Here is a 25303-nt window from a genome sequence, read left to right as displayed (position 1 = left end):
CCTAACATTCAATAGCTAAATCGTATAAGATTCCACGTCAGCCATCAACTTTTATGCTTATGATTCAAATAATGGAAGAAATTCGATTAATTCGTTTATATATTTCGTCAATGTAGAAGGGGTGATCCCAAACTTCTCAGCAGTTCCTTTTTTCGTGATGCTGCTGTCCCTGGATGATTTCACCATATAATCGACCGCAGCAGCCAAAGCATTCGGGTTCTTGAAAGGATAGTTTCTTTGGAATGCATTATCCACCAGCATAAACCACATTTGAAAAGCATAGGATCCCTGTTGGGTGACCATGCCTTCTTTTTCATACAGTATCTCTGTCGCTTTCATCGCCCGCAGAAATGCCCGCTCCTCAGAAACCGTTTCTTTGAAAGGATGGCCGAGGGCATAGCCAAGCATAAACGTCTCTATTATAGTTGGCTGTTCACTTTTCAACCATTTTGGATGGGATATGATTTCCTGTTTGTGTGAAGATTTGCTTAACAGGAACACGCCGAACAATCGTTCACTTCTATGGGGGTGATCCAATTTCTCCACGAGGTAATCACGATCATGCTCCAGCGCATCCGAATGCGGCATTGTTATATCTTCCTGCCATGGCTCATACCCTTCCTTGCCCGGGTCCATCGCAGTCAATTGCTTCCAGGCCTGTTTGGCAACTTCTTCATGATTTGAATGATAAGCCGCATGAGACAGCCAGAAGTAAAATGCAGGATCGCCATCAAAGCCGCGCTTCTGCAGACTTCTCAGCCAGCGATAAGCTTCCTTGTACTTGCCGACGAGCGCAAAAGTCGCACCCAATTTATAACGGTGCTCGAACACATAGGGCTGAATTTTCTTAAGCAAAGCCAAAATGTCTTCCAGCTCATCATTTTTTTCGTAATAATGGAAGACCGCCAAATTACATAGGGCATGAAGGTTTCCAGTATTGCGTCTCAACACATCATGCAGCAAAGCTTTGGCCATCTCTGTTTCCCCGATATAGAAATACGCAAGAGCCAGATTGTTGTGGGCTCCCCAGAAGTCAGGCTTATCTTCTATGAGGTCTTCCAGCATTTTGATGGCATCGGTGAAATTGCCCTGCTCCATTAAACGGCGTGCTTTTTCCTGCTGGTAGAAATATTCACTGTCCTGCGCTTCGCCTTCATCGTCCAGCAGCTGCCAGTCTTCCTGTTCTGCAAAATCGATGATTTCCATCGCCTCTTCCGCATACTTGCCTTGAACATCTGCTTCAACGTATTTCCGGGCGTATTTTCGGGCATCAAGAAATAAGCCCATATGTGCATGCACTTCTGAAAGGAAAAACAGGATGTCCGTCTCTTCGGGATCCAGTTCTCTGGCTCTCCGCAGCACGTCCATTGCCTGTTCAAATTCCTGCATTTCCATCAGCACTATGCCGAATTGCATCATGATCAGCGGATCTTCCGGACTCAATTCCGTCGCTCGCTGCAGATACTTATGGGCTTTCGGATAATTTTCACGCTGCAATTCCTTCAGCGCTTTCTTGTAATAATATTCACCTGTGGGAATGAATGAAAGTACATTCTCATAATTGTTTTTCTTTTTATTCTCCAAAATTAGCCTCCGCAAAAGTATAAGGATCGACAGTTGCCGCCCTTGACTTTAATATCCTTTAATTATAGCATATCCGGAGCTCATTTACCTGCAGTTTTTGCCTGGTGGCGCTCTTGCAGAACCGCCATTACCTGATCAAGATCGACGCCCTGTTCCTGCAACAGCACCATTACATGATAGAACAGATCGGCCGTTTCCATCGACAGTTCCTGTGCATCCCGGTTCTTCGCGGCAATGATCACTTCAGCCGCTTCTTCGCCGATCTTTTTACAGATTTTATCCACACCTTCTTCAAAAAGATAAGTGGTGTATGCGCCTTCCGGCATTTCACTGTGGCGGCTCTGGATCAATGATTTCAATTCTTCCAGCATATTTCCTGCCGACTCGTTCCGTTCACCATAAATTGTTTCGCTGAAGCAGGATTGTTCTCCTGTGTGGCACGCCGGCCCGTTGGGAATCACTTCATAAATGACCGAGTCACCATCACAATCGACCTGCACAGAAACAACTTTCTGCGTGTTGCCGCTGGTCGCACCTTTATTCCATAATTCCTGGCGGCTTCTTGAAAAGAGCCACGTTTCTCCGTTGTCCATCGTTTTCTGAAGCGCTTCTTCGTTGGCGTAAGCCAGCGTCAGCACCTGCTTTGACTCACTGTCCTGAATAATGACAGGCACCAGCCCGTCCTGATCGTATTTTAACTCTTTCACCTTACATTCACTCCTTCGGTTCGCAAATAATCCTTCACTTCTGCAATACTCGTTTCTTTGTAATGAAAAATCGATGCCGCAAGAGCAGCATCTGCATCCACCTGTTCGAAAACTTCCTTGAAATCTTCCTTGCTGCCTGCGCCGCCGCTTGCAATGACCGGAACTTCGACTGCATCTCTTACCGCTTTTGTGAGAGACAGGTCAAAGCCGTCTTTGGAACCGTCTTTATCCATGCTTGTCAGGAGCAATTCACCTGCGCCCAGTTCGACGCTGCGTTTTGCCCACTCGACTGCATCCCATGATGTTTTATTGCGGCCGCCGTGAGTGTAGACATCCCAACTGTTGCCGTTCCATTTGGCGTCGATGGCAACCACGATGCATTGAGAACCGAAAAAGTCGGCACCTTCTTTGATCAGTTCCGGCCGGTCAAGGGCTGCTGTATTAAGTGAAACCTTGTCTGCACCGGCACGCAGCATCCGCTTCATATCTTCGAGGGTCCGTATGCCTCCTCCGACGGTAAAAGGAATCGACAATTCACTGGCGACAATTTTGACCACCTCGACCATTGTCTCTTTTCCTTCGTGCGAGGCGGAAATATCGAGGAATGTCAGTTCATCTGCACCTTGCTTGTCGTAGAAACGCGCCAGTTCCACAGGGTCGCCCGCATCTTTCAATGAAACAAAGCTGATTCCTTTGACGACGCGCCCTTCTTTGACGTCCAGACACGGAATAATTCGTTTCGTCAGCATGATAAAGCCTCCTCCAATGTGAAACGTTCTTCGTACAATGCTTTGCCGATGATCACGCCGGCAATCGCACTGCTGCCAGCCGCCGCTTTGACGTTCTTCACGTCTTCAAGTGACCCGATGCCGCCGGAGACGATCACTTCCGCAGTTCCTTCTTTCACCAATTGCTGGTTGGCTTTGATATTCGGGCCAGCCAAAGTTCCGTCAGTTGCGATATCCGTGTAGATGAAATGGCGAGCACCTTTCGATACAAAATATTTCGCCACTTCAGTGGCGGGCTGCACAGAAGTTTCCGTCCATCCTTCCGTCGCTGCCATTCCATCTTTCGCGTCTATGCCGATGACAATGCGTTCCGCTCCGAATTCTTCGATGAAGCCGACGACAATTTCCGGTTCACGGATCGCAAGGCTGCCGATGATTACTCGTGACACACCATTGTCCAGGTAATGGGCGATATCGCCACGCGTGCGGATGCCGCCGCCTACCTGCACCTTTAAACCAAGTCTGGCTGCATCGATCACAACTCCCTCATTTACACGGTGCCCATCTTTAGCACCGTCCAGGTCGACCATATGAAGCCATTCTGCCCCCGCATCAGCGAATTTCTTCGCCATCTCCACCGGCGAATCACCGTAAATCGTTTCCTGATTATAATCTCCCTGGAACAGCCTGACACATTTGCCGTCTCTGAGGTCAATCGCCGGATATAGTTGAAATTTACTCACCTGAGTTCCCCCTGACATTCGCGATCCATTGTTCCAATAAATAATGGCCAAAATCGCCTGATTTTTCCGGATGAAATTGCATACCCGTGACCAGCCCTTTGCCGACCACGCCCGGAACTTTTACATTGCTGTATTCCGCTCCTGCAAAAACCTCTTCCGGATCTGCATCCGTTACATAAAATGAGTGCACAAAATAAACATGGGTATCGCTCTGCAGATCCTCCAGCCAATAAGGCAACCGGGTAAATTCCAGCCGGTTCCAGCCCATATGCGGGATGCGGTAAGTGCCCCTTTCAAATCTGCGGATTTTTCCTTTCAATAAGCCGAGGCCTTCAGTCATTCTTATTTCTGAACTGTCTTCATATAATAATTGCATGCCGAGGCAGATGCCCATTAACGGGATCCCCTTATCCGGCAATGAGCGGATGAATCCCGACAGCCCTTTGGAATCAAGAAGTGCCATGGCATCCGGAAAAGCACCGACGCCCGGCAAAAGAATCGCCTCTGCTTCAAGCAGGGTTTCAGCGTCGTCCGACAGAATCACCGTGCAATCCAATTTTTTTAATGCCTGCTCGACGCTGAACAAATTGCCCATGCCGTAATCGATAATGCCGACAATCATGTCAACAGCCCCTTCGTGGACGGCACACCTTTGACCCGCGGATCGATCATCGTCGCTTCATCAAGCGCCCGTGCCAAGGCTTTGAAAACGGCTTCGATGATGTGATGCGTATTTTTTCCATAATGAATGATGACATGGACGTTCATACGGGATTCAAGTGCAAATTTCCATAAAAATTCATACACCAGTTCCGTATCGAAAGTTCCGACTTTATCAGTTGGAATTTCTCCCCGAAATTCCAGGTGAGGCCTGTTTGAACAGTCGACGACCACTTGTGCGAGAGCATCATCCATTGGCACGAAAGCATTGCCGTAACGGCGTATCCCTTTTTTATCGCCGAGCGCTTCTCTGACCGCCTGCCCCAATACGATTCCAATGTCCTCAGTCGTATGGTGGTCATCAATGTGCGTATCGCCTTCCGCTTTGATTTTTGCATCGAACATTCCATGCTTAATAAATAAATCGAGCATATGATCCATGAACGGCACTCCTGTATCAATCACCGCAGTCCCTTCACCATCAAGCGAGAATGATACATCTATCCAAGTTTCATTTGTATTCCGTTGCAATTCCGCTTTTCTCATTTTCGACTCTCCTTTTCCCATTGCCTCGACTCCACAGCACGCGCATGTGCTTCCAGGCCTTCCAGCCTTGCCAATCGGGCAATTTTTTCTTTATTGTCCTGCCAGGCCTGTTCGCTGTAATGAATAATGCTGGTTCTTTTTAAAAAGTCATAGACCGAAAGCGCACTCGAAAATCGTGCTGTGCTGTTGGTCGGAAGAACGTGGTTGGTGCCGGCAAAATAATCACCGATCGGTTCAGACGAATAACGGCCGATGAAGATGGCGCCGGCGTGTTTGATCTTTTCGGCATCTGCCACTGCATCCTTCGTCATGATTTCGAGATGCTCCGGCGCCAATTGGTTGGCCGCTTCAATCAGCTCTTCCATCGTTTTCCCGAGATAAATTTCACCAAACCCATCGATGGCAGCTCTGGCAATCGACTGTCTTGGCAAATCCGCCAACTGCTTTTCCACTTCAAATGAAACGGCTTCCGCCAATTCCGCGTTATCGGTCAACAGCACCGAACTCGCCATCGGATCATGTTCTGCCTGTGACAGCAGATCCGCCGCAATTTCATCCGGATATGCACTGGCGTCTGCGATGATTGCGATTTCACTCGGTCCCGCGATCATATCGATTGCCACGTCTCCATTGACTTCGCTTTTTGCCAGCGCCACGAAGATATTGCCTGGACCGGTTATCTTATCGACAGGCGCAATCGATTGCGTACCGTAGGCCAGTGCCGCAATCGCCTGTGCTCCTCCCGACTTGTAAATTTCTTCGATGCCCAGAATATGCGCTGCTGCAAGAACACCATCAGACAGTGACCCATCTGCAGCAGGCGGCGAAATCAGCACAATGCGCGAAACGCCGGCTGCCTGTGCTGGAATGACGTTCATCAACACCGATGACGGATACGCTGCTGTTCCACCCGGCACGTATAAGCCGGCGGATTCAATGGCCGTCACACGCTGTCCGACATAAGAGCCGTTTTCCTCTGTAATCTTATAGCTTTCCTGCTTTTGGTTGTCGTGGTACTTCCGTATATTATCAGCCGCTTCTGTTAAATCGCTCAATAATTGAGGATCGAAACGCTTTACTGCTTCCTCGATTTCTTCGCGGCTGACACGCAAATTCGCAAGCTCTGCGCCATCCCATTTTTTCGAAAACCGGAGCAGCGCCGCATCCCCATCTTCCCGGACCGTGCGGATAATATCTTTCACTGCCTGTAGTTGCGCTTCAGTTGAATTGCCGCCCGTTCTCCTGATTGAAATGGCGTTAGACAATCGGGTGATTTTCATTTTTTCGCCTACTTTCTCAAACGCTTCACGATTTCGTCAATCCGTTGCTGTTTTAAACGATAGCTTACCGGGTTGGCAATTAGCCGTGAAGTGATGTCTACAATTTTATCGTATTCAACCAAGCCATTTTCCTTCAAAGTTTTACCTGTTGAAACAATATCCACAATGCGCTCTGCCAGACCGATCATCGGCGCAAGCTCAATGGAACCGTTAAGTTCGATGATTTCCACCTGTTCCCCGCGGCTGCGGAAAAACTGGGAAGCTATTTCCGGATACTTTGTGGCAATTCTTGGAGTCACCATATCCATTTCCGTATCCGGCAATCCTGCAGTGGCAATATAGCAGCTGCTGATTTTCAGATCCAATAATTCGTGGATATCACGTTCCTGCTCCAGCATGACATCCTTGCCGGCAATGCCGATATCCGCAACCCCGTGCTCAACATAGACCGGCACATCCATCGGTTTTGACAAGATGAATCTGAATCCTTCATTTGGTGCTTCCACGATCAATTTCCGGGAATCATCCAACTCCGCCGGCAAATCAAACCCTGCCTGCACCAATAGTTCATACGCTTCTTCAAAAATACGGCCTTTAGGCATCGCAATCGTCAGTTTATCCATTCTCTTCACCGTCCAGTCGAATCACCTTGCTGAATAGCGAGCTGAATTCAGTTTGTGCTTTAACCGCAGGAGTGAATTGAAGTGTCACCGTTACTCCGGTCTCTCTCAAGTTCTTCGCCTTTTCGTGAGCTTTTTCCTCGTTTTCTTCATTGAATAGTATCAATGTTTGCTGTGATTGTTCCACTTCAACCGGCATTGCTTCCAACAGACGATCAACCCGGAGTCCGAAGCCGGTCGCTCCGACATGCAATCCGAATTGTCTCATCAAACCATCATAGCGCCCTCCGTTGCCCAGCGGAAAACCGCTGCCTTCACCGTAAATTTCAAAAACCATACCAGTGTAATATGTCATGTGGCTGGTGAATGAAAGATCATAAGTGACAAATTCCTCGAGGCCATTGCGGTCGAGAATTGATTTCAGCTTGACCATATCGTTGAATAATGACCGTTGAACGTCATTGCTGTCATCGACCAGCGGTTCCCAATCATCCAGACGGGTTGCGTTCATGACCTTAAGAAGCGAGGTCTTGGCATCCGGCAAGATCGAGAGGTCGTCGACCAAGTTTTCATAAGCGACTTTGTTTTTCGCCACCATCTCAGCGCGTAATTTTTCAATCACCGCTTCTTCGAGTCCATAGCCGCGCAGCACTTCCTGCAGCAGTTGGGTATGGCCAATGACAATCCGGCCGGACTCAACGCGCAGTTTGCGCAGGATTTCAGTGGCGAGAAGAATGACTTCCGCATCTGCATAAAGAGATTCATCCCCGATCAATTCGACGCCCATCTGCTCAAATTCCGCGGGACGTCCACCTTCTCTCAATTGGGCACGGAAGACATTTGAATAGTAACCGAGCCTGACCGGCATTTTTTCTTTCAGTAATTTTGAAGCGGCAACACGCGCTATCGGAGAAGTCATATCCGGTCGCAGCACAAGCGTCTGCCCCTGATTATCCAATAATTTGAAAAGCTGATTATCGGAAATTGCTGATATTTTACCGATCGTTTCGTAATATTCCAAACTTGGAGTCTGCAGCATTTCATAACCGAACTGCTCCATTATTTGTATACCCGCTGCGCTGAGCTTTGATTTCCTTTTAACAATAGAAGGAAAATCATCGCGCATGCCGAGCGGCTTTTCGAACATTTGAATTAACATGGATTCACTTCCTATTTATGGATATTTTACTTTAGTTCGCTAATGTAATAAAGTAATTATTATTTTATCGCATTTCCCAGCAGAAGGTCAAGAAAATAAGAAAAAAATCCCGAGAGCTATTGCTCACGGGATTCCTCTTGGCGTTCGGCCATTTGTTCGGCTGTATAAATCATCTGCATCGGATTGCCTCCGACAAATGCGCCGGCCGGCACATCCTTATGGACAAGCGTTGCAGCAGAAATGATTGCACCATCGCCAATTGTAACGCCAGGCAAAATCGTGCTGTTCGCTCCGATCATGACACCGTCACCGATCAACACATCCCCGAGCCTGTATTCGTTGATCAGGTATTCGTGTGCCAAAATCGTGGTATTATAGCCGATTACCGAATTTTCCCCAACAATAATACGCTCGGGAAACATGACATCCGGCATAACCATCAATGCAAAAGAAGAATGCTTTCCGATTTTCATACCGAGGAAATTTTTATACAGCCAATTTTTCATTGGCAGAAACGGTGTGTAACGCGCCATTTGGATGACAACGAAATTTTTAGCAACTTTCCAGAAAGGAACCGTCTTGTAAATATCCCAAAGTGAATTCGGACCGGTCACAAAATGACGTTCCGTCTTTCTCATGCCGTTTCCTCATTTACCAATTCGAGAAGATCGCTGATGTGCTGCAGCATGTAATCGGGCTTGAGTGACGCCATGAATTCTTCGCCCTTGGCTGACCAGGCAACCCCAGCCGTCCGTACGCCCGCATTTTTGCCGCCTTCGATGTCATGTGAATTATCACCGATCATCAACGATTCCGCAGCACCCGATGATAATTCCTTCAGTGCTTTCAGGATCGGTTCCGGGTCTGGCTTCGGATTCTCGACTTCATCAAGGCTGATGACTGTATCAAATAATTCGGATACCCCCATAAGCCGGAGCCCGTGAAGAATCGTGTCCCTCTTCTTTGTGGAAACGATTGCCATCTTCATTCCTCTCTCCTTCAGCAGATGGAGAGTTTCTTCAACACCGTCATAAACAGACACCATCTCGTCGTGAAGGGCAAGATTCAGCTCACGGTATTCCTTGATCAGCTCTTCCGTCCTTGAAGGTGCGATAGTTTCGAACGTCTGCTTTAATGAAGGCCCGATAAACTTCATAATGTCTTCTCTGCCATAACTATTAGGAAAATGATGATCCAGTACGGTTGAGAATGTATGGATGATCAATTCATTCGTATTTAATAAGGTACCATCAAAATCGAATAATAATGTCGTGATTTTTTTCGTCATGTGGAAACCACTTCCTTCCGGTTTTCTTCGGATTTACGCCATAAATAAGAAATGAAAATCGTCAACACAAGTGCGGTAACGACGCGTATCGCCAACAGCGGCCATATTGGGATGCCAAGCGGAATAAAAATCAGTGTATCTTCCACTATCGCATGGCAGGCGACCAGAAAAATAAAGACCAGTGTTGCATCTTTTTTGCTGACGCCATCTTCCTGCACTGCCTGGATCATGACGCCCGCTCCCATTGCCAACCCGAAAATCAAACCGGAAGCCAATGTCACTGAAGCATTTTTCTGAACGCCAAGTAGTCTGGTCAACGGCCCCATCCCATTGGAAATTTTGTGCAAGTATTTAGTGTCCTTTAAAATTTGAATGGCCAACATCAACGGAATGACAATAAGCGCCAGTTGCAGAACGCCAAACCCTGCCTTTTCCAATCCCAGCAGGAAAATAGCGAGCCAACCTTCTGGTGCGGCTGCCACATCCGGAGTAAATCCGTATTGCGCGATTTCATTGCCGCCAGGCCAAGCCAGATTGATGACGATGCCGGAAAGTGCAGCAAGTCCGAAACGGACAACCAGCACCACCCATAACTTTACGCCAACTTTCAGGGCAACACCGGTTTCAATGAACATATTATGTGAAAATGACAGCATAACCGCCAGGATAAATACTTCTTTGACGGTCAATTCAAGCGACAGGATACCGGCAATGCCGGCATATAAATTCAATGCATTTCCCAACACGAGAGGAATGGCTGCGTCGCCGCTTAATCCAAATATGCCCATGATCGGCGCCACCAGATCAATTATAAAAGGCAGAACAGGCGTGTATTGTAGCATTGTCACCAATAATGTGATGGGGAAAATGATTTTTCCTAAAGACCAAGTTGTTTGAAGGCCTGCCTTCAGGCCATTTTTCAATGTAGACATTCGTTAATCTCTTCTTTCTGATTGGCACATTGGCAATATATTTTATTTCTTTTTTTGTTTCTTATTTTGTTTCTTTTTTTGTTCCGGCGGTTTGTCCAGATATCTGGGCGGATTCTTTATCGTTACCCGGCGATAGATGATCAGCACAATTGCGATGATGATGAAGAGAATCGATACCAGTTGGGCAGTCCGCAGATCTCCCACCACATAAAGGCTGTCTGTCCGCATTCCTTCGATGAAATAGCGGCCGATTGAATACCATATCATATAGAAGAAAAACATTTCACCGCGTACCAGATTGACCTTGCGCAGCAAGAGCAAAATGATGATTCCAACAAAGCTCCACATGGACTCATACAGGAACGTCGGATGGTAATAAGCGCCATCTATGTACATATGATTAATAATCCATTCCGGTATGAAAAGACTTTCAAGAAATGCTCTCGAAACTTCTCCGCCATGAGCTTCCTGATTGATAAAATTGCCCCAACGGCCAATGGCCTGGCCAATCAGGATGCTCGGTGCGAGAATGTCTGCCACTTTCAAAAATGGCGTATTGCGTTTTTTGGTAAATATATAAGCAACAATCACCGACATGATGAGTGCACCATGGATGGCGAGGCCGCCGTTCCATATTGCGATGATCTCCCCGGGATTGTTCCTGTAATTTTCCCATTCAAATATTACGTAATAAATTCTGGCTCCGACGATTGCCAGCGGCACAGCCCAAATCAGGAGGTCCGTCAGAAATTCCGGGTGCAGCCCGCGCTTCACCATTTCGCGCTGGCCAACTAAAAATGCGATTACGATGCCTGTTGCAATAATTACTCCGTACCAGTGAACACTGATTGGTCCCAAACTGAAAGCAACCGGATCGATCGTCCCTAAAACTGAAAACATGTGTGCACCTTCCTATTCCTTTAATTTGTATCCATTGAGATTACATCGTCCAACCGTTTCGAAAACTCTTCGGCTGCATTGACGCCCATCCGCTTCAGACGGTAATTCATCGCAGCAACTTCAATTATAACCGATAAGTTCCGTCCCGGACGGACAGGAATAGTCAACTTCGTCAAGTCCGTATCAATGATGCGCATTTTCTCTTCTTCCAGCCCCAGCCGGTCATAGGTCTTCTCCGCATCCCAAAGTTCGAGATCGATGACCAATGAAATCCGTTTGAAAGTCCGAACGGCACTGGCCCCGAATAACGTCATGATGTCGATAATGCCTACACCGCGAATCTCCAACAGATGTTCGATCAATTTTGGCGGATGGCCCACGAGTGTGTTCTCACCTTCCTGATGAATTTCCACACAATCATCCGCAACCAGGCGATGGCCTTTTTTGACAAGCTCCAATGCTGTCTCACTTTTACCGACACCGCTTTTGCCCGTAATCAACACACCGATACCATAAATATCAACCAATACGCCGTGAACTGCCGTGGTCGGCGCCAATTGGCTCTCCAGATAATTCGTCAGCAAACTCGAAAAACGCGTGGTGGACATGCGGGTACTTAATACAGGAACATGCCGTTTGGATGACGCAAAGATCAATTCCTGAGGCACTTTCTCTCCGTGCGCAATAATAATTGCCGGTGTATCGTCTGTGCATAATTTCATCATCCGGTCTTTTCTCTCTGCAGCATCCAGCATCGCAAAGAATGACAACTCGGTTTTCCCAAGCAACTGTACGCGATTTGCCGGATAATGGGTAAAATAACCTGCCATTTCAAGCCCTGGTCTTGAAATGTCGCTGATTGGTATATGACGGCCTGTGCCTTCTTCGCCACTGATCAAATCCAGTTCGAAAGTATCCATTACTTGCTTTGTTGTAACCTGGCCCATCTTTTCCCCTCATTTCTCTTTTGCGGGAACCACGGGATATTTTGTATTCCGTTTGTTTTCACGCATTAATGTTATTATTTTAACATGGAAATTTTCAAATTAAAGCAAACATGCCCTGTTTCCCTTTCTTTCATCTATATTCAGTCCCTTTCTGTTAAACTGAAGGTAACAGATTATTCAGAAGTCTGCACCACCATCACCCGCTGTGCCAATAATATTGAAAAGAGGGATCGTTATGTACGAGCAGAAAACAAAGGAAACTGACGGCGATGTCATCGAGTTTATCGAATCTGTCGACAACCCAAAGAAACGGCAAGATGCCTACCGCCTGCTGGAAATATTCGAAACAACTTCCGGATACAGAGCGAAGATGTGGGGAACCAGCATTATCGGTTTCGGTTCCTACCATTATATTTATCCAACAGGCCATGAAGGAGATGCACCGTTGGTCGGGTTCTCTCCGCGTAAATCTAAAACCAGCCTTTATTTCGCAACAGGCGATCAGGAGCGCCAGGCATTGCTGAGCAATTTTGGCAAACACACCTTCGGCAAGTCCTGCGTCTATATCAACAAAGTTGATGACATTGATGTGGAAGTACTGAAAAAGTTGATTAACCGTTCAATCAGCTTTTTGCAGGAACTTTATCCGGAGAAAGCCTAAAAACCAGCGGACAGAATCTGTCCGCTGGTTATTTTTTCGTAATATTCTTTTTTTCATCTATTCTCCCGATTCTTTACATGGTACAATTTTACATATATATATATAAAATTGCTTTCAGCAATTAATAAGAAGTCGGAGGAATAAGATGGAAATAAATCCTTTTTTATCAGTCTGGACACAACCAAAAGAAACGGTTCGGCAATTTATCAAACACAATAAGCTGGGTTATTCAATGGTGCTGGTCAGTCTCGCGGGAATTGGCGGTGTCATTACAGGGCTTCAAGATTCCGGATGGTTTCTCGATTTGTCTCTGGCATTCTGGATTTTCGGCATATTGATTGTCGGGATCGTCAGTGGATTTTTGAATTTGGGGTTAAATTCCCTGCTCTATACATTGATTGGGAAATTGTATGGCGGCCACGGAAAGCTGCGTGACATGGCGATCGCTGTTGGTCCTGCAATGGTTCCCCAAATTTTCGTTCTGCCCGTATTAATTATTTATATACTTATTTACGGTGAACGTTTCTTTGCCGCACCTGCGGATTTCAGCTTCACTTCCATTCCACTGGGTGCCTCCTTGCTTTTAACGTTGTTGATAGCAGTTGCTTCCATTTGGTCCATAGTTATTACATCCAAAGCTATTGGTGTGGTTCATGAATTTTCGAGTATGCGCGGATTCGGCGTTATTATGACGATTGTCGGTATTTTCTTTATAATCGCCCTGCTGGTGATAATCGGCATTTTCATCTTCCTGTTCTGACACCAGTCATTTCATAATATAAAAAAGCGGGCGCATCGGATGCGCCCGCTTTTCGAGCTTGTTGAGAAAGTAAAAAATGAAAGCCGATATTCCGCAAAACAGCTTCGCTTGCCTGGGGGCTCGCGCTGAGCTAACTCGGTCTCGTTGCACATCGCCCGAGTGGATCTCAGCACTTCGCTTGGTCCCCTGGGCGTCTTCGCTGTTTTGCTCCATATCTCAGCTCTTTTTCTATAAAGGAATAGATGTTTAAGTGTGTGNCCATCGGGAACCAGAGCTAGTCCTGAGACCCCGCAGGGAAGGTTTGACCGAACACCATTCGGTCGAACCTTTGCGACGAAGCGTGGAACGCTGCAGGAGCATCGGTTTTTCGAAGCGAGCGAGGAGGCTCAGGCAGCTCCCCGAGGAAAGCGTCCGCCTAGAGCGAAATGATTGGAGAACTTGTCGGTTTCTCGACAGCCAGAAAAAGCGGGCGCATCGGATGCGCCCGCTTTTCTCTTGTTATTCGATTGTCAGGTAACGTACCAAAACAGATCCTGTTTTTGTTTCACCGTAAACGAGCATCGGCGCTGCTGTAGCGGCTCCGTCCTCTTTTGAAAAGCGGATCGTTTTTTGCATGAATTGTCCCTGTTCGTGGACATGATCCACATCAGACAACAGTACGTCCATTTTCCCAAGGTTGGAAGATGCCTGCCCTTTCAAAGGCAAGTGCGATGGAATGTATAATTCCACATTCCCGGCCAAAGTCTTCGCTTCCACTTTCCGCGCTTCTTTGCAGCGGGAAGTAACAACGACATTGCCGTTGAGCGACTTCGTCTCGATTGTCTGAATATCGCCATCCACATAAATGCGGCCGTTCAATGTTTCGCTTTCAAGTACTTTGCCTTTTACATCCTGCACCTGTATGGCGCCGTTTGCAGTTTCCAGTTCCGCGTCATCGAATTCACTGTTTTTCAATTCGATTTTGCCGTTCGCCGTCTTCACTTTCAATAGGGACGCATCAATGCGTTTCATTGTAAATCCACCATTGAATAAACGGACAGTAACCTGGTCAAACTGCTTTTCGGGTACATACAGGATTACATTCACCTGCGTCGTTTTTAATTCAGAGATGATGCGAAGTTTGTTGTCGTCCGCGATAAAAATGAATTTGTCCTGAAAATCACGCTTTGCCTGCTCTTCATTTTCTGCACGGTACGCTTTCACGCTGCATTCAGCCCGCAGCGTATTATCCTGAGAAGGATAAATTTCAAGCTGGCCATTGGCAATATCCGCAATTACAGTAGTGACGTCAGCTGCTTCTTCGGTAAATGTGTCATTGAAAACATACGCTTCACCGAATGGCGAATCGAATTCCATCGTTTTCAATTTGCCAACCGAAGTTTGCATAAATTGCATCATCCGGTCGCCAAAATCATTGATGTCATTTGAAACGTTTTTGGAAAAATCTCTTGAAACATTTTTAGAGAATTTCTTGACCATGTCTTCCGGTCTGAAGAGTCCCCGTCTTCCGCGTTTATCCCGGCGGCCATAATCTTCACGGCCGTAAGAAGTGTCGCGGCCAGAACCGCCTCCACCGTCGATGGCTTTTAATAATTCCACTGCTTCACGCGGCGTAATCGTGCCTTTTTCCACCATATCCAATATGCGTTCTTTTTCACTTTGCATGTATTGCGGCCTCCTCATCGTTCGTTTATAAAAAATATTTTCTTATTATTGATACGTTCGGTGCCTGAAAAGGTTTCATTTCGCCACTTTTTTCCTGCGGCTGGCTTTGCTTACTTTCGCATCCATTCGCGCCCGGTCACGCTCAAGGATCGGTTTTAAATATTTTCCGGTATACGAGCTTTCGACTTCAGCGATGTCTTCCGGAGTTCCTGTTGCCAGGATGGTTCCACCTTTGTCGCCGCCTTCCGGCCCGAGGTCAATCAGGTAGTCAGCGGTCTTGATGACATCCAGATTGTGTTCGATGGTCAGAACCGTATCTCCATTATCAACCAAACGCTGCAGCACTACCAGTAAACGGGAAATATCATCCGCGTGCAAGCCAGTTGTCGGTTCGTCAAGTATATAGAAAGACTTACCGTTGGAACGCTTGTGAAGTTCAGAAGCCAATTTAACCCGCTGCGCTTCACCACCGGACAGAGTTGTTGCCGGCTGCCCCATCGTAACATAGCCAAGGCCGACATCCACAATCGTTTTGAGCTTGCGGTTGATCTTGGGTACATTTTCAAAAAACGAATGGGCATCTTCGACAGTCATCGCCAAGACATCGGCGATGCTCTTGTCTTTGTACTTCACTTCCAGCGTTTCACGGTTGTAGCGCTTGCCGTGGCAAACTTCACACGGCACGTATACATCCGGCAGGAAATGCATTTCTATTTTTATAATACCATCTCCGCGGCATGCTTCACAGCGACCGCCCTTGACGTTAAAACTGAAACGCCCTTTCTGGTAGCCGCGCACTTTCGCTTCGTTGGTTTTGGCGTAGACATCGCGGATGTCATCAAATACTCCTGTATAAGTGGCGGGATTCGACCGTGGTGTACGGCCGATCGGCGACTGGTCGATATCGATGACTTTTTCGAGTCCTTCGAAGCCGGTTACAGAAGCCGCTTTGCCCGGCTTTATCTTGGAGCGGTTCAGTTTGCTGGCCAATGTTTTATAGAGGATCTCATTGACGAGCGTACTTTTTCCTGAGCCCGATACGCCTGTCACTGCTGTAAAAACGCCAATTGGAATATCGACATCCACACTTTTCAGATTATTTTCGCTCGCCCCCCGGATCGAGATGGCGCGTTCATCCGGAGTTCTCCGTTCCGCCGGCAGCGGAATAAATTTCTTGCCGCTCAAATATTGCCCGGTCAGTGACTTTTTGTTTTTCATCACTTTTTCCGGCGTGCCGGCCGCGATGATTTCTCCGCCGTGCACGCCTGCTCCCGGACCGATATCGATTAAATAATCTGCCGCCAGCATCGTGTCTTCATCGTGTTCCACCACGATGAGCGTATTTCCGATATCGCGCATATCTTTCAGCGTATTGATCAGCCGGTCGTTGTCCCGCTGATGGAGACCGATCGAGGGCTCATCCAATATATAAAGGACACCTGATAGCCGTGAACCGATTTGGGTCGCCAGGCGGATTCGCTGCGCTTCTCCCCCTGACATTGTTCCGGACGCGCGGTTCAGCGTCAGGTAATCAAGGCCGACATTGATGAGAAAGCCCAGTCTTTCTTTGATTTCCCGCAGAATCAATAAAGAGATCTGCATATCTTTTTCCGACAGCTTGAGATTTTTGAAAAATTCATCCGCTTCCACGATCGAGAATTCCGATACTTTGCCGATGTGGATTCCATTGACTTTCACCGCCAGCGATTCAGGTTTCAAGCGGTGGCCAGCGCATGCGGGGCAAGCTTGCTGTGCCATATATTTTTCCATCTGTTCACGGGTATAATCAGAAGAAGTTTCCCGGTAGCGCCGATCGACATTCGACAGTACGCCTTCAAAATAGATGTGATTGTCGCGGATTTGGCCATATTCATTTTCATAACGGAAACGGATTTTTTCATTGCCGGAACCATGGAGAATCATTTTGATATGTTCTTCCGGCAATTCGCTGAGCGGTGCATCCATCTCAATCTTAAAATGTTTGCACAAGGCTTTCAGCAATTGCGGATAATATTGCGAACTGGTCGGTTTCCATGGAGCGACCGCATGTTCGTTCAGCGACAGGCTCCAATCCGGAATGACCAGATCGGGATCCACTTCCAGTTTATGGCCGAGACCATCACAGTCAGGACATGCGCCAAACGGAGAGTTGAATGAGAACATACGCGGTTCCAGTTCACCAATGGAAAATCCGCAGATTGGGCAGGCATGATGTTCGCTGAACAGCAGTTCTTCCTGCTCCATCACATCCACCAGCACTCTTCCGTCACTCAAGCGCAGCGCTGATTCAAGTGAATCGCTGAGCCGCGGTGCAATTCCTTCTTTCATGACAATGCGATCAATGACCACTTCAACGGAATGCTTTTTATTTTTATCCAATTCGATATTGTCATCCAGGTCGATTAATTCCCCATTGACCCGTACACGGACATAGCCCTGTTTCTTGATGTCTTCAAACAATTTGGCGTGTGTCCCTTTTCTTCCGGAGACAAGCGGAGCCAGAATCTGCATTTTTGTCCGCTCCGGATAAACGACCAAACGGTCCACCATCTGTTCGATGGTCTGGGAGGAAATTTCAATGCCGTGATTCGGACAGATCGCTTTGCCGACCCTCGCATACATCAAGCGCATATAATCATAGATTTCCGTAACTGTCGCGACAGTTGAACGGGGATTTTTACTGGTGGTTTTCTGGTCAATCGAAATTGCCGGTGACAGACCTTCGATCAGATCCACATCCGGTTTGTCCATTTGTCCGAGAAATTGGCGGGCGTAAGAAGACAGCGATTCCACATAACGGCGCTGCCCTTCCGCATAAATTGTATCGAAAGCCAATGACGATTTACCCGATCCCGATAAACCGGTCATTACAACCAGTTTATCTCGGGGTATCGTTATATTAACGTTTTTTAAATTATGCGCTCTTGCACCTTGTATTTTAATTTCCTGATTTCTCAATCCGATCACCCTTCCGCTTTCAGTTCAAGCACTGTATCCCGCAGTTCCGCCGCCCTTTCGAAATCGAGCGCTTTTGCTGCTTCCTTCATTTCCGTTTCCAATAAAGCGATCAGTTTCTGACGATCCTCTTTGCTGAGTTTCTTGCCTGATGTCGCTTTTGTTACATATTCTTCCGCTTCTTCCGATGCCACTGTCGCACGGATCACATCGCGGATTTTCTTTTGTATGGTAATCGGCGTGATGCCGTGTTCTTCATTATATGCGGCCTGGATTGTGCGCCGGCGTGTTGTTTCATCCATCGCTTTTTGCATTGAATCCGTAATTCTGTCAGCGTACATGATTACCTGGCCATTTGCATTTCGTGCAGCTCGGCCCATTGTCTGAATGAGCGCACGTTCGGAACGCAGGAAACCTTCTTTATCCGCATCCAAAATCGTGACGAGTGAAACTTCCGGGATATCAAGACCCTCCCGGAGCAAGTTGATGCCGACGAGCACATCATACACGCCCATCCGCAATTCGCGGATAATTTCAATTCGTTCGAGTGTTTTGATCTCGGAGTGAAGATAATTCACTTTGACTCCCGCTTCTTTTAAATAGGCAGTGAGGTCTTCCGACATTTTTTTTGTTAAAGTTGTCACCAATACCCGTTCATTGCGTTCTGCCCGAATGCGGATTTCGTCCATTAGGTCATCAATCTGCCCTTCAATCGGACGGATCTCGATGGTAGGGTCCAATAACCCTGTCGGCCGAATGATTTGCTCCACCATTTCCGGTGTATGTTCCAGCTCATAAGGTCCCGGCGTTGCTGAAACAAAAACCGCCTGGTCGATATGCTCTTCGAATTCCGTGAACGTCAATGGACGGTTGTCCATCGCCGAAGGCAGACGGAATCCGTGGTCGACCAATACTTTCTTTCTCGCCTGGTCACCGTTGAACATGCCGCGCACCTGCGGCAGCGTCACGTGGCTTTCATCGACCACCAACAGGAAGTCGTCCGGGAAGTAATCAATTAATGTATAAGGCTGCGCACCGGCAGGACGCAAGGTCAGATGGCGTGAGTAGTTCTCAATCCCAGAACAAAAGCCCATCTCCCTCATCATTTCGAGGTCGTAGCGTGTGCGCTGCTCGAGACGCTGCGCTTCCAGTAATTTGTCTTCTGCACGCATTTCTTTCAGCCGCTCTTCAAGTTCCGCTTCGATGTTTTCAATGGCTTTGACCATTTTCTCTTCGCGTGTAACGAAGTGGGAGGCCGGAAAAATAGCAGCATGTTCGCGTTCGCCGATGATTTCACCGGTCAATGCATCCACTTCACGGATACGGTCAATTTCATCACCAAAAAATTCGACCCGCAAACATCTTTCATCCCGCGAAGCCGGGAAAATTTCCACGACATCTCCGCGCACGCGGAAGGTTCCGCGGATAAAATTGATGTCATTTCGCTCATATTGGACATCGACCAATTTACGCAGGAGCTGATTGCGTTCTATTTCCATCCCTTTGCGCAATGACACAACCAGTTCACGGTATTCTTTCGGAGAACCCAAACCGTAGATGCAGGATACGGATGCGATGACGATCACATCATCACGTTCAAAAAGAGATGATGTGGCAGAATGCCGAAGTTTGTCGATTTCATCATTGATGCTTGCATCTTTTTCTATATAAGTATCGGATTGCGGCACATACGCTTCCGGTTGATAATAATCATAATAGCTGACAAAGTATTCCACGGCATTGTCCGGGAAAAATTCTTTAAACTCACTGTACAGCTGCCCTGCCAATGTTTTATTGTGGGCCATGACGAGAGTCGGCCTCTTCACTTCCTGAATCACATTCGACATCGTATATGTTTTCCCTGTCCCCGTTGCACCCAGCAATGTCTGAAACCGCTTGCCATCGTAAATTCCTTTCGTCAGTTCGGTGATTGCCTGGGGCTGATCTCCGGCAGGTTCATATGGTGCCTGCAGATTAAATTCCTGTTTCATTGTATAAATCCTCCCGTTTTTCAATACCTTTATTTTATCATATGCCCTAAAAATCCCCTAACAAAAAGCGAACGTATGTTTTTTAGCAAATAATTTTGCAGCATAAAAAAAGAAACGCTCACAGGAGCGTTTCTTTTTTTATCAGGATTCTTCACATTTCAAAGCCTGCAATTGCTGGCTGTATCGACTGAATGCATTGCGGTCGTTCGAGTCCAGGGCTTGATCGATAAGATTCATGAGTTGCTCTTCCTGTTGCGAGCGGTGTATATGCTTAAGAAAAAGATCGAGATAAATCTCGTTCAGCAATTTTTCCGCTTCAGAAATTTTCTTGGTTTGGGCCATCGCCTTCATGAAATCAGCATAAGAATAATAGTTTTCCATTCTACCTCACCCCGAATGCTTTTCATTAGTATACATGAAATTTTTAAAAAGAACAATAATTATTTAGAAAATTCAAACGATGTTTAAATTATTTTATTTTCGCAATTAAAAAGATTGTATATTTTCCAATTATTATTATAATAAGGAGAGTAAAGTAAATTTTGGGGGTGTTTTATCATGGGCCGAAAGAATTATAATCCCTTTTCCTATACAGTTTGCAATAATACATACGCATTGCTTCCACACATGGAAGGTTCACGTCTCGTAACCCGGGTACTCGAAGACCGCAGTGAGTTTATTGTGGAGCAAACCGCCTATAAAACGATTACCGGGTCGTGCTCCTTCTACCGCGGTTCGCTTGAAAGCGCCACACTTTATGCGCAAAAAGCGATCGGAGTGAAGCACAAGCCACCCATCATCATCGGGGAGTATTACGGAAATCCGTTGATTTTCTTTCCAACTCATTCACCGAAAAATAAAGATTCAGTCTGGTTCAATTACGACGCTATCGATCTGATTGAAAGCGATGAATGCGGCGGCAGCATCGTTTACCTCAGTAACGGCCAATCTGTCTGCCTGGACGTTTCAGCCATCGCGTTAAGAAACCAGCATTCTTTTGCAGGGTCCTTGCGCCGCTATTTCAAAAAAGCGCAGAATCAGCAAAGGCAGCAATTGACTTATGTCACTAAGCGTCCGATGCCGATTCGCTCAAGACATCCTTCAGATTAGACTTTCAACTCAGCCATCGACAGATACAGACGGATCAGTTCCTCTACACGGTTGCGCAGACGCAGATTCAAATAACGCCGATGATCTTCATAACCTCCGTGATAAAATATATACTCGGTAAAGGTGTCATCTCCAGCGCCTCGCAATACTTTCATCTGGCGCTTGCGCATATGCATCTTTGTTTCTTTCAATTCCTTTTGCACCAGGCTGATCGCCCCTTCCACCAATTCCAGGTAGGGGCGTTTCAGTTTGAATGAACCGTTTTCAAACAGCATCCGGTCGCGCTCCAGCACAGTAAGCACCATGGGCAGATAAATCATGTTTTCAAAGTGTCCAATCTCTTCCTGCGGAATCAAAGGCATATCCTCACCACCTTCACGAATCAGCCCCGTTATACAGACCACTGATATGTGGTTTCCATAATAAAAAGGGAACGTTTGTTCTTATTTATAATTGTACTCTCTATTTCCGGAATTGCAATACGCCAAACATAAAAAATCTCTGCGCAAAATGCACAGAGATTTTTAGCTTGTCGAGATAGGTGTAATGAAAACCGATATTGCGCAAAACAGCTTCGAATACATTAGCCGACGCTTGCGAGGCTAAGTCTTTGCGACGAAGGAGCGCAGCGATTCAGGAGCACGGTTTTCTGCGTCTAAATAACTCGGAATCATAACCCGAAGGATCTCGCCCTTCATCGCTTCGCTAGCTTCGAGACATGAAAGAACGTTGCTCCCCTGGAAGTCTTCGCTGTTTTGCTCCATATCTCAAATTGCTTTCTATAAAAGAGTATTCTTTTCAGTCTATTTCATGAAGCGTCAGGCGGTGAAGAGCAAAGATGTGCTCGCACGCGTCGGCTAATGCTTTCACTGTATACTGATAATAAAGTCGTTTAAGAATTCGGTTGTATAATGCTTCTATATCAAGGATACGATTTTCAAAATAATAAGGGAAAGAAAATGCTATCTGCTTTGCATAGACTCTCAATGGTTGTTAAGCAACTTTCGATAATCCCTCATATGTAAATTGTTATATAAATCATTAAAGTCGATAATAGTCTTATCTCCTCTGTATTCTTCCTGATTTTATTTATTTCAGATTTTACAACCGATGCTTAATGGTATCAAAGTAAAGGTAGTTGTTAATGAAATATAAAAGAGGGATATTTACTAGCTCCTGGTATTATTAGACGTAGATTTCTTCTTCAGCCAACGAGACATTATGTTGGAGAAAATCTATCGAAACCCTTCGACTAATATGGCATGCCTTATGTAAAGAAGGAGGGGCTTATGAAATACTTTTCGCTTTTTTTGTTATTTCTTTTGTTAGTGAGCTGCAGTTCTCCTATCGGTTCATTTGAAGGGATACTTGGGACATAAAATCAGACGCAGTGCAAGTTGATTGTTCATCGACGGTGAATAGAGATACGGGAGATAATCCAAGTGAAGCTTATATAGGGAATATAGATTAATGTCTATACGCCTGTTTCGCCCTACTGCTTTCATAAAACGTGATAGAAAAAGACCACCAATTCAATTATCAATTGGTGGTCGTTTCAAACAATATTTTTCCATTTCCGCAATAGAAAAAGGAAGCCGTTATATTTTACGTTCCATTATTAATTTGCTGGTAAAGAGCTTTGGCAAGAGATTTAGTAAAATGATCTAATCGTTCTGAAGATTTTCCAGCGCTTCAGTAATGTGTTCTTCCAGCGCGGGCCCCATGGTCTTGGAATACAGCGTAGTAAGATGGTGCAGATCCCGGTAGACCATAACATTACCTATCACTGGATAGCAGGTCTCTTCATCGCAAAAGTATTCTGACATGTCCGCAAACGTGACGTTCTCCGGTACGTTTTCGGTATTCTCCCAAGGCACCACTTCAGCCAATGCTTTATCTCTTGGTACGGAACATTTATCGGGATGTTCTTCAAGACAAGTCGGCGGTTCTTCTTTCATTCTAGGATTATCACGAATGGCGAAGATTTCAGTGATTCCTTCAAATTCTCTCCATATTTCTAGATAGCCGGATGGAACTTTATTGCCAATATTCACGTTTGCAGTAGTAAAGATCAGATCCGGCAGATCCTCTTTAAGTACTTCTACCAATTTATCGTTCCATTCCATGCAGGCTTCTGTTAATAGACCGTCAAAATCATCCCTCGTAAAGCGGCATGCGTCTTTATTGTATACATCAATTCGCAAGCCAAGCCTTTCCGACATCTCCCGCAAAGCCGGAAACCAGTGACCTGAATGAGAGCCTCCGACCAGCGCAATCGTATAAGACGGATTTTCTGTTACGCCGAATGAGCATTTCGTTACGGTCGAATCATCCCCGCGGGCATAACAGTCTTTATTCTCGTAAAAAATCGGATTTTCTTCTTTTGCCTGAAGTGGTGTCGGAATAGGCTCCTTGCCATCAGCAGGTTTTATGTTATGTGAAATTGAACGGGCTCCTGGATAATCTTCAATAATAGTTTCGGTGACCGGATCATCCTGAGGATTATCTGGAACCGAGAGGGATTCTGAATAGTTTTCAGTGGCATATCCGGAGTCCAGGCTAGCCTGCACATACATTCCCCAAGATATCCCCACCAGGATAACAGGAGCAGTTAAGGCCACAAGTATTTTCCCCAACCTACCTTTTGATTGCTTTACATTAATTGTTCTGATCGGTCCTTCGACTAATTTAATGGTCACTACAGACAGGACGAATGTAATCAAAAGAACGGCAAGGCCCGCAGGAGTCGAAATCGTATCAGTATCGAAATAAGCATAGTAAAAAATCAGCAACGGCCAATGCCACAAGTAAAATCCGTATGAAATACTGCCAAAATAAAGCAGCGGCTTCGAACTCAAGAACTTCTGCACCCCGAACCGGCTGCCGTTTTCAGCTGAAATGATGACCAGCATGACGCCAGTTGTTGGCAATAATGCCACATAGCCCGGAAAAACATTGGATACGGGCAACAAAATTCCTGTGAAGACAATGACTGCCAGGCCCAGCCAGCCCAAGATAAAGCTGACAGATTTTTTCAGAACGATATAGGAAATGAGCAAAGCCAAAATGCCGCCCAGACTGAATTCCCATGCGCGGGCGAATGTATCAAAGTAAGCCCATGGCTGGTTGACCTCTGTAATATAAATCGAATAGCTGATGGATGCACAGAAAATCAGTATAAGAGATATCAATAATGTTTTACGGATGGGTGTTTTCAGCACTTTTTTAGCAATCAGATAGACCAATGTAATGACAATCGGCCAAGTGATATAGAACTGGCCTTGGATAGATAAAGCCCAGAAATGTTGAAAAGGGCTTGCTTGGTTATTTTGTGCCAAATAGTCCACCGTATTGTTTGCCAATTGCCAATTCTGGAAATAAAACATTGACGCAAACAGTTCGGAGATGGTCTCTTTCCAGACAGCTTGCGGTAATAGCAGAATAGACAGCACAGAGCTGACCAATAACACAGTAAAAGCTAGCGGAAACAGCCGTTTAGCCAGCCCCAATAAATTTTCAGTAAAATTGATGCGGCCCTCTCTCTCTATTCTCGAAAGTAACGACGTGGTGATCAGATAGCCAGAAACTATAAAAAAGACATCCACCCCTCCGGACACTGACCCAATCCATATATGGTAGACAGCGACCAGTACTGCCGCCACCGCCCGAATCCCTTCGAGTTCAGGGCGGAACTTTTTCTCAGGTACTTTTAAATCTTCCAATATTTACAGCTCCGTTTTCTGACTTTAGTAAATCGATCGTTCGCTGTTGCGGTAATTTATTGAAATAATGAGGAATAAAGACGCATAAATACTTAGTTCTATGTATAGACGTATTCTGGTTTAATATAACTTATTAATCTCTAAATATCAACCATATTTGGAATTTTAGATACATGAGCCAATTTCATAAATGCTTTATTTAAATCTGATAAAAATACAACAATGAATTTTTACTTATATGTGAATCAATTTCATAAATCGCCCTTTTAAAAAGTGCAGACGATTTTTCGGATCATTTTTTCCGTTTTTTAAATTTAGGCAGCTGCTAAAGCGGCGTGCTTGGCG

Annotated in this window: 23 protein-coding genes; 3 read left to right on the top strand and 20 right to left on the bottom strand. The window is 46.0% G+C overall.

Annotated elements, in window-relative coordinates; genetic code table 11:
- Positions 1–57 precede the first annotated feature (57 nt).
- The 14 genes from ACFQ1X_RS11775 to hprK all read right to left on the bottom strand — a co-directional run bounded on the left by ACFQ1X_RS11775 (position 58) and on the right by hprK (position 12094).
- Entirely contained in the window at positions 58–1584 is a 1527-nt protein-coding gene (locus tag ACFQ1X_RS11775) for a tetratricopeptide repeat protein (RefSeq protein WP_144841388.1), read from the bottom strand.
- A gap of 80 nt (positions 1585–1664) precedes the next feature.
- On the bottom strand, positions 1665–2291 hold the full coding sequence (gene hisIE, locus ACFQ1X_RS11770; protein ID WP_144841386.1) for a bifunctional phosphoribosyl-AMP cyclohydrolase/phosphoribosyl-ATP diphosphatase HisIE: 627 nt from the start codon (positions 2289–2291) through the stop codon (positions 1665–1667).
- A complete protein-coding gene (hisF, locus tag ACFQ1X_RS11765; RefSeq protein ID WP_144841385.1) occupies positions 2288–3040 on the bottom strand; it encodes an imidazole glycerol phosphate synthase subunit HisF in 753 nt (250 codons plus the stop codon). The genes hisIE and hisF overlap by 4 nt, the downstream gene beginning before the upstream one ends.
- Positions 3034–3762 carry a 1-(5-phosphoribosyl)-5-[(5-phosphoribosylamino)methylideneamino]imidazole-4-carboxamide isomerase gene (gene hisA / locus ACFQ1X_RS11760; protein ID WP_144841383.1) on the bottom strand — a complete coding sequence of 243 codons (729 nt, stop codon included), beginning with the start codon at positions 3760–3762 and terminating at the stop codon, positions 3034–3036. The genes hisF and hisA overlap by 7 nt, the downstream gene beginning before the upstream one ends.
- Entirely contained in the window at positions 3755–4384 is a 630-nt protein-coding gene (hisH, locus tag ACFQ1X_RS11755; RefSeq protein WP_144841381.1) for an imidazole glycerol phosphate synthase subunit HisH, read from the bottom strand. The genes hisA and hisH overlap by 8 nt, the downstream gene beginning before the upstream one ends.
- The gene (gene hisB / locus ACFQ1X_RS11750; protein ID WP_144841379.1) at positions 4381–4968 is read right to left on the bottom strand and encodes an imidazoleglycerol-phosphate dehydratase HisB; all 588 of its coding nucleotides are present in this window, start codon (positions 4966–4968) and stop codon (positions 4381–4383) included. Before hisB ends, hisH begins: the two co-directional genes overlap by 4 nt.
- Positions 4965–6248, bottom strand: coding sequence for a histidinol dehydrogenase (gene hisD, locus ACFQ1X_RS11745; RefSeq protein WP_144841377.1), 1284 nt, complete (start codon positions 6246–6248; stop codon positions 4965–4967). The genes hisB and hisD overlap by 4 nt, the downstream gene beginning before the upstream one ends.
- Positions 6249–6256: 8 nt before the next feature.
- Positions 6257–6871: an ATP phosphoribosyltransferase gene (gene hisG, locus ACFQ1X_RS11740; RefSeq protein WP_144841375.1), complete on the bottom strand. Its 615-nt coding sequence runs from the start codon at positions 6869–6871 to the stop codon at positions 6257–6259.
- Positions 6864–8027, bottom strand: coding sequence for an ATP phosphoribosyltransferase regulatory subunit (locus ACFQ1X_RS11735; protein ID WP_144841372.1), 1164 nt, complete (start codon positions 8025–8027; stop codon positions 6864–6866). Before ACFQ1X_RS11735 ends, hisG begins: the two co-directional genes overlap by 8 nt.
- 116 nt (positions 8028–8143) lie before the next feature.
- Positions 8144–8665, bottom strand: a complete 522-nt coding sequence (locus ACFQ1X_RS11730) for an acyltransferase (RefSeq protein ID WP_144841370.1) — start codon at positions 8663–8665, stop codon at positions 8144–8146.
- Positions 8662–9315 carry a pyrophosphatase PpaX gene (gene ppaX / locus ACFQ1X_RS11725; protein WP_144841368.1) on the bottom strand — a complete coding sequence of 218 codons (654 nt, stop codon included), beginning with the start codon at positions 9313–9315 and terminating at the stop codon, positions 8662–8664. The genes ACFQ1X_RS11730 and ppaX overlap by 4 nt, the downstream gene beginning before the upstream one ends.
- Positions 9312–10247: a nucleoside recognition domain-containing protein gene (locus ACFQ1X_RS11720; RefSeq protein WP_144841366.1), complete on the bottom strand. Its 936-nt coding sequence runs from the start codon at positions 10245–10247 to the stop codon at positions 9312–9314. The genes ppaX and ACFQ1X_RS11720 overlap by 4 nt, the downstream gene beginning before the upstream one ends.
- Before the next feature lie 42 nt (positions 10248–10289).
- Entirely contained in the window at positions 10290–11147 is an 858-nt protein-coding gene (lgt, locus tag ACFQ1X_RS11715) for a prolipoprotein diacylglyceryl transferase (RefSeq protein WP_144841364.1), read from the bottom strand.
- 20 nt (positions 11148–11167) lie between these two features.
- Complete coding sequence (gene hprK, locus ACFQ1X_RS11710; protein ID WP_144841362.1) at positions 11168–12094, bottom strand: HPr(Ser) kinase/phosphatase; 927 nt, start codon at positions 12092–12094, stop codon at positions 11168–11170.
- A gap of 235 nt (positions 12095–12329) precedes the next feature.
- On the opposite strand from hprK, the gene ACFQ1X_RS11705 reads away from it, so the two are divergent.
- Complete coding sequence (locus ACFQ1X_RS11705; protein ID WP_144841360.1) at positions 12330–12755, top strand: DUF1801 domain-containing protein; 426 nt, start codon at positions 12330–12332, stop codon at positions 12753–12755.
- 145 nt (positions 12756–12900) lie between these two features.
- Entirely contained in the window at positions 12901–13515 is a 615-nt protein-coding gene (locus tag ACFQ1X_RS11700; RefSeq protein ID WP_144841359.1) for a YIP1 family protein, read from the top strand.
- Positions 13516–14013: 498 nt separating this feature from the next.
- Here the strand turns inward: ACFQ1X_RS11700 and ACFQ1X_RS11695 are convergent, their stop codons facing one another.
- From ACFQ1X_RS11695 to ACFQ1X_RS11680, 4 genes are all read right to left on the bottom strand, one after another.
- On the bottom strand, positions 14014–15180 hold the full coding sequence (locus tag ACFQ1X_RS11695; protein WP_144841612.1) for a DUF4097 family beta strand repeat-containing protein: 1167 nt from the start codon (positions 15178–15180) through the stop codon (positions 14014–14016).
- Positions 15181–15255: 75 nt separating this feature from the next.
- Positions 15256–18138, bottom strand: a complete 2883-nt coding sequence (gene uvrA, locus ACFQ1X_RS11690) for an excinuclease ABC subunit UvrA (protein WP_144841613.1) — start codon at positions 18136–18138, stop codon at positions 15256–15258.
- A gap of 5 nt (positions 18139–18143) precedes the next feature.
- Entirely contained in the window at positions 18144–20126 is a 1983-nt protein-coding gene (gene uvrB / locus ACFQ1X_RS11685; protein ID WP_144841614.1) for an excinuclease ABC subunit UvrB, read from the bottom strand.
- Positions 20127–20267: 141 nt separating this feature from the next.
- On the bottom strand, positions 20268–20507 hold the full coding sequence (locus tag ACFQ1X_RS11680) for an IDEAL domain-containing protein (protein WP_144841615.1): 240 nt from the start codon (positions 20505–20507) through the stop codon (positions 20268–20270).
- A 177-nt stretch (positions 20508–20684) separates the two neighbouring features.
- On the opposite strand from ACFQ1X_RS11680, the gene ACFQ1X_RS11675 reads away from it, so the two are divergent.
- The gene (locus ACFQ1X_RS11675) at positions 20685–21236 is read left to right on the top strand and encodes a competence protein ComK (protein ID WP_144841616.1); all 552 of its coding nucleotides are present in this window, start codon (positions 20685–20687) and stop codon (positions 21234–21236) included.
- On the opposite strand, the gene ACFQ1X_RS11670 is transcribed toward ACFQ1X_RS11675, so the two are convergent.
- Together ACFQ1X_RS11670 and ACFQ1X_RS11665 are read right to left on the bottom strand one after the other, a co-directional pair.
- Positions 21233–21598: a hypothetical protein gene (locus ACFQ1X_RS11670; protein WP_144841617.1), complete on the bottom strand. Its 366-nt coding sequence runs from the start codon at positions 21596–21598 to the stop codon at positions 21233–21235. The two genes, ACFQ1X_RS11675 and ACFQ1X_RS11670, sit on opposite strands and share 4 nt — an antisense overlap.
- A 1302-nt stretch (positions 21599–22900) precedes the next feature.
- Complete coding sequence (locus tag ACFQ1X_RS11665; RefSeq protein WP_144841618.1) at positions 22901–24958, bottom strand: acyltransferase family protein; 2058 nt, start codon at positions 24956–24958, stop codon at positions 22901–22903.
- Positions 24959–25303 lie beyond the last annotated feature (345 nt).

The organism is Metaplanococcus flavidus (genome assembly GCF_042675885.1).
Taxonomy (GTDB): domain Bacteria; phylum Bacillota; class Bacilli; order Bacillales_A; family Planococcaceae; genus Planococcus; species Planococcus flavidus.
Note: the sequence above shows the minus strand (reverse complement) of the source record. Positions and strands in the feature narration are given on the sequence as shown.

Bases quoted from the DNA above. Each gene is read 5' to 3' on its own strand.
- hisB (WP_144841379.1), bottom strand. From the start codon at position 4,968: ATGAGAAAAGCGGAATTGCAACGGAATACAAATGAAACTTGGATAGAT.
- ACFQ1X_RS11675 (WP_144841616.1), top strand. From the start codon at position 20,685: ATGGGCCGAAAGAATTATAATCCCTTTTCCTATACAGTTTGCAATAAT.
- ACFQ1X_RS11695 (WP_144841612.1), bottom strand. From the start codon at position 15,180: ATGCAAAGTGAAAAAGAACGCATATTGGATATGGTGGAAAAAGGCACG.
- ppaX (WP_144841368.1), bottom strand. From the start codon at position 9,315: ATGACGAAAAAAATCACGACATTATTATTCGATTTTGATGGTACCTTA.
- hisG (WP_144841375.1), bottom strand. From the start codon at position 6,871: ATGGATAAACTGACGATTGCGATGCCTAAAGGCCGTATTTTTGAAGAA.
- hprK (WP_144841362.1), bottom strand. From the start codon at position 12,094: ATGGGCCAGGTTACAACAAAGCAAGTAATGGATACTTTCGAACTGGAT.
- uvrB (WP_144841614.1), bottom strand. From the start codon at position 20,126: ATGAAACAGGAATTTAATCTGCAGGCACCATATGAACCTGCCGGAGAT.
- ACFQ1X_RS11705 (WP_144841360.1), top strand. From the start codon at position 12,330: ATGTACGAGCAGAAAACAAAGGAAACTGACGGCGATGTCATCGAGTTT.
- hisD (WP_144841377.1), bottom strand. From the start codon at position 6,248: ATGAAAATCACCCGATTGTCTAACGCCATTTCAATCAGGAGAACGGGC.
- hisH (WP_144841381.1), bottom strand. From the start codon at position 4,384: ATGATTGTCGGCATTATCGATTACGGCATGGGCAATTTGTTCAGCGTC.
- ACFQ1X_RS11720 (WP_144841366.1), bottom strand. From the start codon at position 10,247: ATGTCTACATTGAAAAATGGCCTGAAGGCAGGCCTTCAAACAACTTGG.
- ACFQ1X_RS11735 (WP_144841372.1), bottom strand. From the start codon at position 8,027: ATGTTAATTCAAATGTTCGAAAAGCCGCTCGGCATGCGCGATGATTTT.
- ACFQ1X_RS11670 (WP_144841617.1), bottom strand. From the start codon at position 21,598: ATGCCTTTGATTCCGCAGGAAGAGATTGGACACTTTGAAAACATGATT.
- hisF (WP_144841385.1), bottom strand. From the start codon at position 3,040: ATGCTGACGAAACGAATTATTCCGTGTCTGGACGTCAAAGAAGGGCGC.
- ACFQ1X_RS11730 (WP_144841370.1), bottom strand. From the start codon at position 8,665: ATGAGAAAGACGGAACGTCATTTTGTGACCGGTCCGAATTCACTTTGG.
- ACFQ1X_RS11680 (WP_144841615.1), bottom strand. From the start codon at position 20,507: ATGGAAAACTATTATTCTTATGCTGATTTCATGAAGGCGATGGCCCAA.
- ACFQ1X_RS11700 (WP_144841359.1), top strand. From the start codon at position 12,901: ATGGAAATAAATCCTTTTTTATCAGTCTGGACACAACCAAAAGAAACG.
- lgt (WP_144841364.1), bottom strand. From the start codon at position 11,147: ATGTTTTCAGTTTTAGGGACGATCGATCCGGTTGCTTTCAGTTTGGGA.